Source organism: uncultured Sphaerotilus sp. (genome assembly GCF_963924895.1).
Taxonomy (GTDB): Bacteria; Pseudomonadota; Gammaproteobacteria; order Burkholderiales; family Burkholderiaceae_C; genus Sphaerotilus.
Window position 1 is genome coordinate 19895 of record NZ_CAWURG010000006.1, and the last position, 14027, is coordinate 33921.

Genomic DNA, 14027 nt, shown 5'->3' on the forward strand with positions numbered 1-14027 from the left:
CGGCAATGCGCCTGAGGCTGGCAGACACGATACTGGGCGCTTCCGCCCGGCGCACAGGATCAGCGTTTGCGGTCCATGCGCAGGGCGAAGGCCATGCTGCGCTGGTCACAGCCGAGGCGGCCGTAGTCGAAGGTTTCCTGCTTGCGGCCCTTTTCGGTCTGCCGGTCCTGCAGCGGCAGGCGACGGGGAGCGGGATGATCGGTGCGGAGGAGATGCTTCATGGCGGGATGGCTCATCGAGTTTTTTCACATCTTCCGGTGACACAGCGGGTGTCGCTTGAAGGTGAACTTATTGATACCGATGACAACGCACGAGTTAATCCTGCGGATGACAGCGCCTAATTGATTCAGAAGAAACAAGAATGAACGCATGGTTGTTTACTAAACGATCTGCTTTTTCTACACTCGAACTCCCGGAATACCAGAGTTCGAGCCCATGTTTTTCCCTGCCGAACCCCCTGCCGACGCCCGATCCATCGACTGGCCCCACGGCCGCCTGACCCTGAACCGTCTGGGGGCCATGCTGGCGCCGGTGGTCTTCACCGCACCGGGGCAGCCGGATTTCTCGCCGATGCAGATCGCTCCCTGGCACGCCGAGCCGATCGGCGCGGCGCAGACTGGCCTGATGCGCGGCCTGCGGGGCGACTGGCCCTGCGTCCCCTTCGGCCGCACCGACCGGCCCGTGGATCTGCCCGCCGGCTGGTCTGCCCGCACCCCGCACGACGACTGGGGCCACGGTTACAGCGCCCACCACGACTGGGCCTGGCTCGCCACCGACGATCCGCACACCCTGGCGTTGACGATCGCCCTGCCCGCCTCCGACCCGATCGCGCGGCTGACCCGCACGGTGCGCGCGCAACCCGACGCAGGCGTGGTCGACCTCAGCCTGTGCATCGAGGCGCGGGTTCCCTGCACGCTGCCGGTCGCCCTGCACCCCACGCTGCGGCTCGATGCCGGCCGCGTCGCGCTGGACCTGCCCGCGCACGGCCCCGGCCTGAGCTACCCGGTGCCGGCCGAGCCCGGGCGTTCGCGGCTGGCGCCGGACCAGCGTTTCGACCGGCTCGACGCCGTGCCCACCACCGACGGCCCGCCCGCCGACCTCACCCGCTTCCCGCAGCCGCAGGACAGCGAAGACCTGCTGCAGTTGATGGCGCTGGGCGGCCCCGTCACCGCCCGCTATCTGGACTGCGGCTGGGCGCTCGAACTGGACTGGGACCGCGCGCTGCTGCCCGACCTGATGCTCTGGGTCAGCCACCGGGGTCGGCTGTATCCGCCGTGGAATGGCCGGCACCTGGCGCTCGGGGTCGAGCCGGTGTGCGGCGCGTTCGATCTGGGCCGGGTCGCCGCGCCGCCGGCCGATCACCCGCTGTCCGCCCGCACCGGCCTGACGCTCACGCCCGGCCAGCCGCTGGTCGTGCGCAGCCGGTTCAGTGCCCGCCCGCTGTCCGCCGCGGAGTGCCAGCCATGAGCGGCGATGTCACTGTCCGCGACATCGCCAACGCCGCGGGCGTGTCGGTCGGCACCGTCTCGCGTGCGCTGAAGAACCAGCGTGGCCTGTCCGACGAGACGCGCCGCCATGTCCGCCAGGTGGCCGCGGACCTCGGTTACGACCTGACGCGGCTGCGCTCGGGCAAGGCGCCGCGGCTGGTGTTCCTGATCCACCGGCACCACAGCAACTTCGCCGTGAACCCCTTCTTCGCCGAGGTGATGCACGGCGTCGAGGAGGGCTGCCGCCAGTTCGGCGTGGCGCCCACGCTGCTGAGCGCGCGGCAGGGCGACGCGGTGGGCAAGCTGCTCAAGCTGCACGAGCCCGATGCGCTGCTGGTGGCGGGCTACTTCGAGGACGAGGTGCTGGCGCAACTGACCGACCTGGGGCTGCCGCTGGTGCTGGTCGATGGCTGGATTCCCGGCTGCGCCGCCGTCAACCCGGACAACACCGGCGGCGGCTACCAGGCCACGCGCCATTTGCTCGACCTCGGCCGACAGCGCATCGCCTACATCGCCGGCTCGCTGGCGCACTTCAGCATCCGCGAACGCAGCCGGGGCTACCGGCGCGCCTTGTTCGAGGCGGGGGTGCTGGCCGATCCTGATCTGGAAGCGCTCGCGCCGCCGGGGCTGGATGACGCGGAAGGGGCGGCGGCGGCCATGCGCACGCTGCTGCGCCGGCGATTGCGGCCGGACGCCGTGTTCGCCTACAACGACAGCGCGGCGCTGGCGGCGATGCGGGTGTGCCTGGACGCCGGGCTGCGCATCCCGGAAGACATCGCCTTCGTCGGCTTCGACGACATCCCGGCCGCCCGCTACGGCGCCATCCCGCTCACCACGCTGCGCGTGGACAAGCAGGAGCTGGGGCGCACGGGGGTGGAGATGCTCGTGGGGGGTGGGGCGATGCCGCAGGAGATGGTGATGGGGGTGGAGTTGATGGTGCGGGAGAGTTCGGGGGTGGGTGTCGGCGCGGCCTGACGGCGGGTAGGACTGTCATCGAAATGAGGGTGCCACCAGTAGACCGGTTATCGAGTGCGCAGCTATGATTTACCACTTTCGGCAGCAGAGTCGGTTACGCTGGCAGTGCGGGCTTTGAGTTTATTTTCATGGGGGAGAAACCATGCAATGCAGAGAAAAACTTCAATGCCGACAACGGCTTGCGTGCTTTCGCGCGAAAACTGATACGCAGCGCCAACCCTGTTGGCCCAGCAGGGCGCAACGTCAACATTAAGTTAGAAAATAAACAGCCGCATCATTAATTTCACACACGCCAATTATTTATCTTTATACAAATGAATATACCAAATATTATTAACCAATCTGGAAATGAGTATGGATCATTCTCTTTTCTCAGCAAAGGCGGAATGGGAGAAATATACAAAGGCCAAGAATTATCTTCAGGAGCTGAAATTGTAATAAAGTTAATAGTCATTGAAAATACAGATGTAGAGTCATTGCTTCAAACAGAATTGGATGTTTGCAACTCCCTGCCAAATAAAAATATAGTTACATCCCTGCATAATGGGAGATTAGTTATCAATGGAACCAATTATTTATTTATAATTCAAAAATACTACAAAAATGGCAATCTAAGATTAAAAATTGCCAAAAATTTGCCGCTAGACACGTGCTTCCAAATGTTCCTAGACATTCTAAATGGAATGCGTGAAGTTCATAAAAAAGTAGTTCATCGTGACCTCAAACCAGAGAATATCCTGGTTGGTGATGCAGGCGAGCTTCTAATCACTGATTTCGGCCTAGCGAAATACATTGATGAAAAAACTAGATCTCGGTCATTCAAGGGATTTGGAACAATTCCTTATATGTCACCCGAATGCTGGATTGGCGACAAAAACACCACCGCCATGGACATTTATTCTCTTGGAATAATATTTTTTGAAATATTAACCGGCGTTCGCCCTTTTTCTGCCAATACAGAGATTGAGTGGCGAGAGTGCCATCTTTTTTCTTCCTTCCCAAATTTTAGCAACTATAGATCCGGAATATCAACCAAACTGGAGCAAATTATAAGCAAAATGTCAAACAAAAGAGCTAATCAAAGGTACAGCAATATTGACGACATTGTGATTGCCATAAATGAGGCGCGCGCAATAAATAACTGTGAATCGGCAGATATTGCCAGATTGGCGGCTATTGGTAATATGGCACTACAAGCAAAAAAAGCTCAGGAATTAAAGTTGGCGCAAGAAACCGAAAAAAATACTGAGTGGATAAAATTTCTAAACTTCGAAATTTCAGAACTATTTCGCCAATTCAAGGAAAAGATCGACGCAATCAATCACCAGTTTGAAGATGAAAAAATTTCTATTTATGAAAAACCCTGCGCCAAAAACTCTACCTTGCGCGAACTAAAAATATCTTTTAGCAATCTAAGTTTTAAAATTGCATTTGGCAATTACGATGAGATTGACAACTACAACCAAACGCAAAAAAATAAGCAATTGGATTTCCAGAAACGACAATATCATGGTTTTGTAATTCATAGTCCAGAAGACTCCTATCTAAAGGCAAATAACATTCTTCTGTTTGGACTAGCTGAAACAAATTTCAAGATAGGAAATGCCGAGTACGGATACAATTTATTGCTTCGAAAAATTGATGGGTCCCAGTACGGGGAGTGGATATTTATTCAGTTTTCTGAAAATATTTCCCCACCAACAACAAAATTCGGATTAACCATTCATGGATTTCAATATAATCTTGATAAAATGAGAACGTCAAGTTTTCACACTATGGCAAATAGGAGTTTTTCTGATAAAGATATCGCGTCAATTATAGAAAAAATTCTTATCGCTTCGTGAAATTAGGTTGCCAATATCAATGTTATTTTTCAAAAATAAGTACATCTAGCTACAGGCAGTTCATATATCTCCATCAAAATAATTATCATGAAAGCCAATATTCAAATATAGCATGATCGATTGGCTGGGATTATCTAAATCCCAACCCCTACACCGCCCACCATGCGGTGTGCGCAGTGGGCAGTTCAACAAGCTGGCTCGCCCGACGGAATTCCGGCTCTCAACACCCAACCGGGCGTATCACCCCGCTTGTTTCGCTCCCAACGCTGACTCCCCCACGGGAAAGTGCGCTGCCCTCCCCGCACGCCGCGCCCTAGCATCCTCGGCATCACGTCAAGACATGCGAGGACACACACCATGCGCTGGGGTTTCATCGGAGCAAGCAACATCGCCGAGCGGGTCATCCCGTCGCTGCGCAAGATCGCCGGGCAGGAGCTGGTCGCCGTCTGCTCGCGCAGCGCACACCGCGCGCAGCAGTTCGCCGAGCAGCAGGGCCTCGCCAGCGCCCACACCGACCTGAGCGCGCTGCTGGCCCTCGGGCTGGACGCCGTCTACATCAGCTCCACCAACGAGCAGCACGCCGCGCAGACGCTGGCCGCGCTCGACGCCGGCTGCCACGTGCTGTGCGAGAAGCCGCTGGCGATGTCGCTGTCGGAAGCGGCGCAGATGATCGACCGCGCGCAGGCCGTCAACCGCGTGCTCGCCACCAACCACCACCTGCGCGCCTCGGCGCTGCACGGCCAGGTGCGCCGCCTGATCGAAGGCGGCGCAATCGGTCGGGTCCACGCGGTGCAGGTCTCGCACGCGGTCTATCTGCCGCCGCACCTGCAGGGCTGGCGGATCGACGCGCCCGGGGCCGGCGGCGGCGTGGTGCTCGACATCCTCGTGCACGACGCCGACCTGCTGCGCTTCCTGCTGCAGGCCGAGCCGCGGCGCATCACCACCGTGACGCGCCAGCAGGGCCTCGGCCAGGGCCGGGTCGAGGACAGCGCGATGAGCCTGCTCGAATTCGATGGCGGCGTGCTGGCGCAGACCCACGAGTCCTTCGTCGCCAAGCACGCCGCGACCCGGCTGCATGTGCTCGGCACCGAGGGCGCGCTCTACGCCGAAGGCTCGCTGACGCAGGACGGCGGCGGCCGGCTGTGGCTGCGCGACGCCAGCGGCGAGCGCGAGGTTCCGGCGCCCAAGGTCGACCTGTACGAGATCGGCTGTGACGCCTTCGTGCGCGCCTGCGCCGGCCAAGGCGCGCCACTGGCCAGCGGCGCGGACGGCGAACGCTCGCTGGCCGTCGCGCTGGCGGGCCTGGCCAGCGCCGCCAGCGGCCGTCCGCAGCAGATCGACTGAAGAGCCCACCAGCCTGACCCGAGGAGCCACGCCATGGAAGCCTGGATGCACGATGTCCCCAGCGCCGTACGCGCCAGCCAGCGCCAACTGCGCGCCGAGGTGCCCGACCTCGCCGGCCGCTACGCCCGCCTGACCGAAGCGCTGCACGACGAGGTCGCGGCCATCCGCAGCGAGATGGCCAGCGGCCACGCCGTCCCCGAGATCGCCTACGCCGACATCGCCGCCGGCCGCGTCTCGCCCGCCGATGTAGCCCGGGTCCACCGCCGCGGCTGCGCAGTGATCCGCGGCGTGTTCGACCCGGCGCAGATCGCCGAATGGAACGCCGAGGTGGTGCGCTACATCGACGAGGTCGGCTACCTGCTGCGGATGCAGGACAAGGCGGGCCTCGACAAGTACTTCAGCGCGCTGGCCGCCGGCCGGCCGCAGATCTTCAGCCTCTACTGGTCGAAGCCGCAGATGCAGGCGCGCCAGCACCCGAACCTGGCGCTGACCCGTTCGTGGCTGAACCGGCTGTGGACCTTCGAGAAGACCGGCCCGGACGGCAGCGTCACCCGCTTCTTCGACCCCGACCGCCAGTTCAACTACGCCGACCGCATCCGCCGCCGCGAAGCCGGCGACGCGACGCTCGGCCTGTCGCCGCACTCGGACGGCGGCTCGGTGGAGCGCTGGTGCGAGCCGAGCTTCCGCCACCTGTACCGCGAAGTGCTGCAGGGCGACCCGCTCGCCTTCGACCCCTTCGACGGCGAAGGCCGCACGCAGACCAAGGAAATCCCCTCGCCCGCCGTGTGCTCCGCGTTCCGCACCTTCCAGGGCTGGACCGCGCTGACCCGCCAAGGCCCGGGCGACGGCACGCTCAAGCTCGTGCCGATCGCCAGCACCATGCCGTGGATGCTGCTGCGCGCGCTGCAAGCCGACGTGCCCGAGGGCGATCTCTGCGGCGCGCAGCCCGGCCGCGCACTGGGCGCGTCAATGCAGTGGCACCCGGAACTGCTCGCCGGGCTGGTGTCGATCCCCGAGGTGCAACCCGGCGACACCGTCTTCTGGCACTCCGACGTGATCCACGCCGTCGAGGACCGCCACACCGGCACCGGCTACAGCGACGTCATCTACATCGGCGCGGCCCCCTGGTGCGACAAGAACGCCCGCTACGCCGAGCGGCAGGCCGCCGCCTTCCTCGCCGGTAGCAGCAGCCCGGACTTCGCGCCCGAGGACTACGAACTCGACTTCGCCGGCCGCGCCACGCCCGCCGACCTCAGCCCGCTCGGCCTGCAACAGATGGGCCTGACCCCGTGACCACGGCACCGACCATGACGACACCCGCTTTCCGCACCCCCGACTTCCTGCTCGGCCACATCCGCCACACGCTGGCCTTCTACGACGGCCGCTGCCTCGATCCGACCGGCGGCTTCTTCCACTTCTTCAAGGACGACGGCACCGTCTACGACACGCGCACGCGCCACCTCGTCAGCAGCACGCGCTTCGTCTTCAACCACGCGATGGCGTACCGGCGCTTCGGCGATCCGGCGTACCAGGCCGCCGCGCGCCACGGCCTGCGCTTCCTGCACGACGCCCATGCACAGCCACAGGGCGGCTACGCCTGGCAGCTCGACTGGGACGGCGAGCGCCGCGTGGCGACGGTGCAGGACGGCACGAACCACTGCTACGGCCTCGCCTTCGTGCTGCTGGCGCACGCCCACGCGCTGATGGCGGGCATTGACGAGGCCCGCGCCGGGCTGGGAGCCACCTTCGACCTGATGGAGCAGCGTTTCTGGGAGCCGGCGCACGGCCTCTACGCCGACGAGGCGACCCCCGACTGGCAGGTCGGCACGTACCGCGGCCAGAACGCCAACATGCACAGTTGCGAAGCCATGATCGCCGCGTTCGACGCGACGAAGGACCGGCGCTACCTCGACCGCGCGCTGACGCTGGCGACCTCGATCACGCAGCGGCAGGCGGGGCTCGCCGGCGGGCTGGTCTGGGAGCACTACCGCAGCGACTGGTCGGTCGACCCCGACTACAACCGCGACGACAAGACCAACATCTTCCGCCCCTGGGGCTTCCAGACCGGCCACCTCACCGAGTGGGCCAAGCTGCTGCTGCAGCTCGAAGCGCACCTGAAGGCCACGCCCGGCGCCGAGGTGCCGGCGTGGATCGTCCCGACCGCGCGGCACTTCTTCGACACCGCCATGCACCACGGCTGGGACCACACACACGGCGGCCTCGTCTACGGCTTCGCGCCGGGCGGCGAGGTGTGCGACGCGGACAAGTATTTCTGGGTGCAGGCCGAGAGCTTCGCCGCCGCCGCACTGCTGGCGGTGCGCACGGGCGACGACACGTACTGGCAGTGGTACGACCGGATCTGGGCCTATAGCTGGGCGCACATGGTCGACCATGTCCATGGCGCCTGGTACCGCATCCGCACGCCCGACAACCGCGCCTATTCCGACGAAAAAAGCCCCGCCGGCAAGACCGATTACCACACGATGGGCGCCTGCTGGGACGTGCTGCGTGGCCTTGGCGCCTGACGAATCAGAACGTTGTCCACAAGCTTGTCCACAGCGTTATACACAGCTTTATTCACAAGGTTACCCACATGCTGCGCCACCTCGTGCTGCTCCAGTTCAAGCCAGAGACCACGCCGGCCGCCATCGCCGACATCACCGCGGCGTTCCAGGCGCTGCCCGCGGCGATCGACACCGTGCGGGCCTTCGAGTGCGGCACCGATGTCAGTCCGGAAGGGCTGGCGAAGGGCTACACCCACGCCTTCCTGCTGAGCTTCGACGACGCGGCCGGGCGGGACCACTACCTGCCGCATCCGGCGCACCAGGCTTTCGTCGCGCAGCTGCAGCCGCTGCTGGCGGAGGTGCTGGTGCTCGACTACGCCACCTCCGGCGGTTGAGTCGGCCCGAGACCGCTAGCGCGGGGCGCCCCGCGGCACCGCGATGAGCTGCAGCGTCATGCGCAGCGCGCCTTCATAGACCTCGTCGACCGCGGCCCGTGGTCGCGGTGCGGTGTCGGTTGCGGCTGCGCCCATCCACGGATCGAACGCGGCACGCAGCGCCGATACCGGCAGCATCCGGTCGACGCCACTGCGGTGCACAGCCATGCCAGCCCACTGCCCCGCCGCGTCCAGCACCGGCCCGCCACGCGGTCCGGCCGGCATCTCGACCCCCAGCGTGCGCAGGCCCGAGCGGGCATCGACCGCGCCCTGGAAACCGCTGTACAGCCACGGCCAGGCCGGACGGGCGTGGGCATCCGGCCGGAACTCGACCGCATAGCCGGGGCTGCCGGGAAACGGGTCGCGCGCGGCAGCCGCAGGCAGGGGCCGCTCGGCCGCCGAGTCGCCCAGCGCACGCGGCAGGCTGCGACTGGTCAATGCCGGTGTCAGCGCCAGCAGCGCCAGGCCGAGCGCCGAATCGCGCCGCCGGATGCGTGCGTCGGCAGTCTGCCCCAGCCCGTTGCGCACTTGCAGCGCCTCCAGCCGCTCCAGGCCCTCCAGCGGCACCAGCGCGTGGCGCCCCTGGTCGATCAGCACGCCGCTGGCCACGACGCGCCCACCCCGCGGCGTGGCGGGGCCGCTGGCGTAGGGCGCCAGCCGCACCGGCTGCAACACCGTCTCCGGCGCGGCCCCGGGCGTGTCGATCCACCGCCGCACAGCCGCCAGCATCGGCGAGGACGGAAAACGCCCGCCAGCCTCGTCGAGCAGGCGGTACGCGGCCTGTTGCTGACCACCGATCGCCAGCAGCCCGGCGTAGAGCACCGCGCCTTCCACCACCTGCCGGTGGGCTCCCGCCGTGTGGGCGCTGAAGGCGCTAGCCTGCCGGTAGTCACCGGCCTGCAGGTAGGTGCGCACCAGCGCCAGCTCGGTGTCGGGGGCGTGTGCCAGTGCTGCGGCGCGCTCGAAGCGCCGCAGCGCCTGGTCCACCCGCCCCTGCGCCAGCGCCGCCTCGCCCTCGGCGAGCAAGGTGGCGCGGTCGGCGGGCGCGTCCGTGGCGGCGCGCGCCGGCGACGGGACCATCAGCAGCCCGGTCAAGGCACCGGCCATGGCCCAGTGACCAGCGCGTCGCCTCACGGATTGACCGCGGCGCCGGTCGGGCAGGACGTGCCGCCCGTGCGCAGGACACGTGCCGTGCCCAGGTCGTTCGCGCTGGTGCCGCGGGCGTAGGCGGCCGCCGGCGCCTTGTAGCCAGCCATGAACGCCGTCAGTGCGTCGATGTCCTGCGCGCCGCCAAGGGCCAGCTTGCCGTTCAGGAAGGTCGTGAACCCGTCGCCGCCGGTGGCCATGAAGTTGTTGACGGTGACGCGGTAGGTCTTGGTCGGTGCGAGCACCGTGCCGGCCGCATCCACGATCGTCTCGGTGGCGCTGCCACGGGTCAGCGTGACGTTGCTGATGCGGGCGTCACAGGCCTTGGCGCCGTCCCAGGTGTACTTGAAGCCGTTCGACGGGACCATGATCCGCGTCGCCGCTGCGGCCTGGCCACGGCAGCCCGCGAACTGCTGCTCCAGCACGTTCTTCAGGTCCTGTGCCGTCAGCGTCAGCGTGACGAGGCTGTTGCCGAAGGGCTGCGTGGTGAAGGCTTCGCCGTAGGTGACGTTGCCATCGCCCTCGCCCGCCGTGCTCGACGCGAAGGTGAAGCCCGGGCTGCGCACGCCGCCGCGGTTCATGAACGCGATCACCGCGTCGCCGAAACCGGCCGGCGCCGTGGCGGCGAGCTGGGCGTCGGCGATCAGCTCGCCGGCGGGCATGTTGCAGGCGGCGTCCGCCGCGGTCGCCGGCAGCTCGGCCTTGATCGCGCCGATCACCTTGTTCGCCAGCGGCGAGACCAGGTCGTTGTAGGCCTTGACGATGGCCTGCACGACGCTGTCGGGCGTGACCGTCGTGTCGGTGCGGTCGACCAGGCGGTTGGTGGCCTGGACGGCGGTGATGTCGCGCGTGGTCGGGTCGATGGTCACGTCGATGTCGCTCAGCACACGGCCGAACGAGCTGGCGCTGGTGACCGGCACGAGGCGGCCGGTGGCATTGGCCAGCCCAGTGGTGCGGGCCTTGGTGGACACGACGCCCGCGGTGCTGGTGACGTCGACGGTGCCCGCCGAGCAGTTGTAGGCGGCGTGGGTGTGGCCGCTAATGACGAGGTCGACGGCGTTGTCGAGCTGCTTGATGATGGTGGCGATGTCCGAGCCGGCGAGGTCGCCGTCGCAGCCGTTGATGTCGGACAGGCTGGTGGCGCTCTGGAAGCCGCCCTGGTGGACCAGCACGACGATGGACTCGACGCCCTGCGCGCGCAGCTCGGGGATGAGCGCGTTGACGGTGGCCGCCTCGTCCTTGAAGCTCAGGCCGGCGACGCCGGTCGGCGTGACGATGGTGGGCGTGGCCTGCAGCGTCATGCCGATGAAGGCCACCTTGACGCCGTTGAAGGTCTTGATGCCATAGGCGGGCAGCAGCGGCTTGCCGGTGGCAGTGTTCAGCACATTGGCCGACAGCCACTTGAACTTCGCGCCCTCGAACGGCACCGGCGTACCCGCAGTCAGACCCTTGCAGCTGTTCGGATCGGCGGCACCGGCGACGACCTTGCAGCCGCCGTTCTGCAGGCGCAGCAGCTCGGCCGAGCCGTGGTCGAACTCGTGGTTGCCGACGGCGTTGAACTCCAGGCCGATGCGGTTGAGCGTCTCGATGGCCGGCTCGTCGTGGAACAGCGACGAGATCAGCGGGGTGGCGCCGATGAAGTCCCCCGCACCGACAACGACGTTCAGCGCGTTCTGGGCCTTGAGCTTGGCGACGTGGCCGGCGAGGTAGTCGGCGCCACCGACCGCGGGGCGGCTGGCGGTCGGCACGGTCGTGTTGGTGCCGAAGGTGCCCGGCGATTGCAGCGTGCCGTGGTAGTCGTTGAAGCCGACGATCTTCACCGTGAACGGCGTGGTCGAGGCGGCCGGCGTGCCGAGCGGCTCGTCGGTGCCACAGGCCGTCATCGCCAGAAGTGCCAAGGCGGTGAGGGCAAACAGGGGGGTGCGTTGCGACATGTTCAGCGTCCCATTTCGGTCAGGTAATCGCGGCGGGCGGCGATGGCGGTGTCGGCGAAGTCGGAGAACAGGCCGTCCAGACCCAGCCGGTAGAACTGCAGGTACTCGGCCTTCGGATCGCCCTTGTAGTCGTAGGCCAGGCGGCGCTGCTCGTTGCGGAAGGTGTAGGCGTGCACGAACAGGCCCGCCTTGTGCGCGTCGGCGATCAGCGTCGTCGGGGTCTGCGTGGTGGCGTCGGCCCAGTTGACCTTGCCGTCGCCGTTCAGGTCCTTGACGGCGCCGCTCGCGTCCAGCGTGCCCTTGACCGGCACGATGTAGGGCTTCCACGGGCCGATGCCGTCGGCGTAGGTCTTGATCTCGGCCAGCCCGGCGGGCGTGACCATCGCGCTGAACAGCCGCGTGTCGCCGGCCTTGAACCAGTCGTACGGGCGGTCGTAGGGCGCGGCGAAGGTCAGCGCGCCGGTCTTCAGGTCCACGTCGTCGGCATCGATGAGCTGGATCAGGCGCGTGTTCAGGCCCTTGCTGCGCAGGGTCTTCAGGCTGCTCGGCTCGAAGCTCTGCACATAGACAGGCGCGGTCTTGCTGTTCCAGCCGGCCGCCGTGAGCTGGGCGATCAGCGTCTCTTCCAGTGGCAGGCCGAGGGCGCGGTGGTAGGTCGGGTTCTTGGTTTCCGGGTAGACGGCGATCGTGCGGCCCTTGGCGGCCGACTTGGCCTTCACGAGGTCGATGATTTCCTGGAAGGTCACGACCTTGAAGACGCCGTTGTAGACCGTCGCGCGCTCCGCATCGGTGGTGATCGCGCCCAGGGTCTTGATCTCGGCCAGCGTGAAGTCGCTGGCGAACCAGCCGGTCTGCGTCTCGCCGTCAACCTGCGTGGTCTTCTTGCGGGCGGCGAACTGGGGGAGGCTGGCGACGTTGGTGCTGTAGTCGAGGTTGGGGTCGTGGCGGGCGATGAGCACGCCGTCCTTGGTGGCGATCAGGTCCGGCTCGACCACGTCGGCGCCGAGGTCGATCGCCAGCGTGTAGGCCTCCAGCGTGTGTTCGGGCAGGTAGCCGGAGGCGCCACGGTGCGCCACGACCACCGGCGCCGTGCCGTCCAGCGTCTTCAGCGCCAGCGGGCCGGCCGTGGTGGGGCTGTCATCGCCGCCACCGCAGGCGGCCAGCAGTGCGGCGCAGGCCAGTGCCACGGCGCTCCAGCGCGTCATCGTTCGGTTGGACAAGGTGGCCATGGCGCTCGCTCCCGGTGGGGGTGAAAAGGAATGTGAAGAAACGCATACCTTCCCCCACGCCGGTGACGGGCCTGTGTCGGGGCCGTGTCAGCGGGATGACGCCGGCAGCTTCATGCTGAAGGCCTGTTTCCTCAAGAAGGCGTGAACGGCTCGGGCGATTCCCAGCCCACTTCGCGGGGAATCGCCTCCGCCAGGAAATCCCACACCCGCCGCACCAGCCGGCTGCCGTGCACCTCGCGGTGCACGGCCAGCCAGCACGGCATGGCCGGAATCCCCAGCTGCGGCAGCACCGGCACCACGCCCGGCCAGTGCCGCAGCGCATACGCCGCCGCAAAACCAATGCCCGCCCCCGCGGCGATGAGCTGGCCGTTGGCGATCTGGTCGTCGGTGCGCAGAACGAAGTGCGCGGGCGTGACCGGCAGGCCCATCTGCCCGAAGCCGCGCAGGATGGCGTCGTCGCGGTCGAAGCCGACCAGGCGGTGCTGCAGCAGCTCCATCGGCTCGCGCGGCGTGCCGGCCCGCGCCAGGTAGTCGCGGTGCGCGCAGGCGACGATCGGCAGATCGGCCAGCTTGCGCGCCAGCAGCGACGCCTGCGCCGGACGCACCATGCGCACGGCGATGTCGGCCTCGCGGCGCAGCAGGTTCGTCACCTCGTTGGAGACGACCAGCTCGACCTGCACGCCCGGCTCGGCCACCTGCAAGGCGCTGAGCACCGGCGGCAGCAGCCACGCCGCCGCGACTTGGCTGGTGGTCACGCGCACGGTGCCGACGGTGGTTTCACGGTTGCGGGCGAGCGCGCGCGACAGCGACTGCGCGCCCTCGGCCATCTCGCGCGCCGCATCCGCGATCGCCAGCGCCGCCGCGGTGGGCACGACGCCGCGGCCAGTGCGCTCGAACAGCGGCGTTTTCAACTGCGCCTCCAGCTCGGCGATGTGGCGCGACAGCGTGGGTTGCTGCGCGCCAAGGCGGCGGGCGGCGCCCATCAGGCTGCCGGCGTCGAGCACCGCCAGGAAGCTGCGCACGAGGGTCCAGTCGAAGCTGGCGAGGGGATCGGTCATGCGGAACTGTATAGCTGGCTTGCCATCCTCGTCGATTTTCGGATGGGTGACGGGCCGCCAGACTGAAGGCAT

The 14027-nt window shown here is 66.0% G+C and carries 12 protein-coding genes; 7 read left to right on the forward strand and 5 right to left on the reverse strand.

Annotated elements, in window-relative coordinates:
- Positions 1–59: 59 nt before the first annotated feature.
- Positions 60–221, reverse strand: coding sequence for a hypothetical protein (locus AABN02_RS02545; protein WP_338413346.1), 162 nt, complete (start codon positions 219–221; stop codon positions 60–62).
- Between the two features lie 214 nt (positions 222–435).
- Between AABN02_RS02545 and AABN02_RS02550 the strand changes: the two genes are divergently transcribed.
- The 7 genes from AABN02_RS02550 to AABN02_RS02580 all read left to right on the forward strand — a co-directional run bounded on the left by AABN02_RS02550 (position 436) and on the right by AABN02_RS02580 (position 8549).
- Positions 436–1467 (forward strand): hypothetical protein, encoded by a 1032-nt coding sequence (locus AABN02_RS02550; RefSeq protein ID WP_338413347.1) that lies wholly within the window; start codon positions 436–438, stop codon positions 1465–1467.
- Positions 1464–2462, forward strand: coding sequence for a LacI family DNA-binding transcriptional regulator (locus AABN02_RS02555; RefSeq protein WP_338413348.1), 999 nt, complete (start codon positions 1464–1466; stop codon positions 2460–2462). The genes AABN02_RS02550 and AABN02_RS02555 overlap by 4 nt, the downstream gene beginning before the upstream one ends.
- Before the next feature lie 314 nt (positions 2463–2776).
- Complete coding sequence (locus AABN02_RS02560; RefSeq protein ID WP_338413349.1) at positions 2777–4306, forward strand: serine/threonine-protein kinase; 1530 nt, start codon at positions 2777–2779, stop codon at positions 4304–4306.
- Between the two features lie 357 nt (positions 4307–4663).
- Entirely contained in the window at positions 4664–5650 is a 987-nt protein-coding gene (locus tag AABN02_RS02565; RefSeq protein ID WP_338413350.1) for a Gfo/Idh/MocA family oxidoreductase, read from the forward strand.
- Between the two features lie 33 nt (positions 5651–5683).
- Entirely contained in the window at positions 5684–6943 is a 1260-nt protein-coding gene (locus AABN02_RS02570) for a YbiU family protein (protein ID WP_338413351.1), read from the forward strand.
- 14 nt (positions 6944–6957) lie between these two features.
- Positions 6958–8175, forward strand: a complete 1218-nt coding sequence (locus AABN02_RS02575) for an AGE family epimerase/isomerase (RefSeq protein WP_338413352.1) — start codon at positions 6958–6960, stop codon at positions 8173–8175.
- 68 nt (positions 8176–8243) lie between these two features.
- Positions 8244–8549 carry a Dabb family protein gene (locus AABN02_RS02580; protein WP_338413353.1) on the forward strand — a complete coding sequence of 102 codons (306 nt, stop codon included), beginning with the start codon at positions 8244–8246 and terminating at the stop codon, positions 8547–8549.
- Positions 8550–8564: 15 nt separating this feature from the next.
- Here AABN02_RS02580 and AABN02_RS02585 read toward each other — a convergent pair whose 3' ends face one another.
- The 4 genes from AABN02_RS02585 to AABN02_RS02600 form a co-directional block, all read right to left on the reverse strand.
- Entirely contained in the window at positions 8565–9695 is a 1131-nt protein-coding gene (locus AABN02_RS02585; protein ID WP_338413354.1) for a tetratricopeptide repeat protein, read from the reverse strand.
- Positions 9696–9718: 23 nt separating this feature from the next.
- The gene (locus tag AABN02_RS02590; RefSeq protein ID WP_338413355.1) at positions 9719–11668 is read right to left on the reverse strand and encodes a bifunctional metallophosphatase/5'-nucleotidase; all 1950 of its coding nucleotides are present in this window, start codon (positions 11666–11668) and stop codon (positions 9719–9721) included.
- Between the two features lie 2 nt (positions 11669–11670).
- Positions 11671–12897, reverse strand: coding sequence for a glycerophosphodiester phosphodiesterase (locus AABN02_RS02595; RefSeq protein ID WP_338413356.1), 1227 nt, complete (start codon positions 12895–12897; stop codon positions 11671–11673).
- Between the two features lie 131 nt (positions 12898–13028).
- Positions 13029–13955, reverse strand: coding sequence for a LysR family transcriptional regulator (locus AABN02_RS02600; protein ID WP_338413357.1), 927 nt, complete (start codon positions 13953–13955; stop codon positions 13029–13031).
- Positions 13956–14027 lie beyond the last annotated feature (72 nt).

Excerpts from the sequence above, each read along its gene's own strand:
- AABN02_RS02570 (WP_338413351.1), top strand. The coding sequence starts at position 5,684 with ATGGAAGCCTGGATGCACGATGTCCCCAGCGCCGTACGCGCCAGCCAG.
- AABN02_RS02550 (WP_338413347.1), top strand. The coding sequence starts at position 436 with ATGTTTTTCCCTGCCGAACCCCCTGCCGACGCCCGATCCATCGACTGG.
- AABN02_RS02595 (WP_338413356.1), bottom strand. The coding sequence starts at position 12,897 with ATGGCCACCTTGTCCAACCGAACGATGACGCGCTGGAGCGCCGTGGCA.
- AABN02_RS02590 (WP_338413355.1), bottom strand. The coding sequence starts at position 11,668 with ATGTCGCAACGCACCCCCCTGTTTGCCCTCACCGCCTTGGCACTTCTG.
- AABN02_RS02575 (WP_338413352.1), top strand. The coding sequence starts at position 6,958 with ATGACGACACCCGCTTTCCGCACCCCCGACTTCCTGCTCGGCCACATC.
- AABN02_RS02545 (WP_338413346.1), bottom strand. The coding sequence starts at position 221 with ATGAAGCATCTCCTCCGCACCGATCATCCCGCTCCCCGTCGCCTGCCG.
- AABN02_RS02580 (WP_338413353.1), top strand. The coding sequence starts at position 8,244 with ATGCTGCGCCACCTCGTGCTGCTCCAGTTCAAGCCAGAGACCACGCCG.
- AABN02_RS02600 (WP_338413357.1), bottom strand. The coding sequence starts at position 13,955 with ATGACCGATCCCCTCGCCAGCTTCGACTGGACCCTCGTGCGCAGCTTC.
- AABN02_RS02555 (WP_338413348.1), top strand. The coding sequence starts at position 1,464 with ATGAGCGGCGATGTCACTGTCCGCGACATCGCCAACGCCGCGGGCGTG.
- AABN02_RS02585 (WP_338413354.1), bottom strand. The coding sequence starts at position 9,695 with ATGGCCGGTGCCTTGACCGGGCTGCTGATGGTCCCGTCGCCGGCGCGC.
- AABN02_RS02560 (WP_338413349.1), top strand. The coding sequence starts at position 2,777 with ATGAATATACCAAATATTATTAACCAATCTGGAAATGAGTATGGATCA.
- AABN02_RS02565 (WP_338413350.1), top strand. The coding sequence starts at position 4,664 with ATGCGCTGGGGTTTCATCGGAGCAAGCAACATCGCCGAGCGGGTCATC.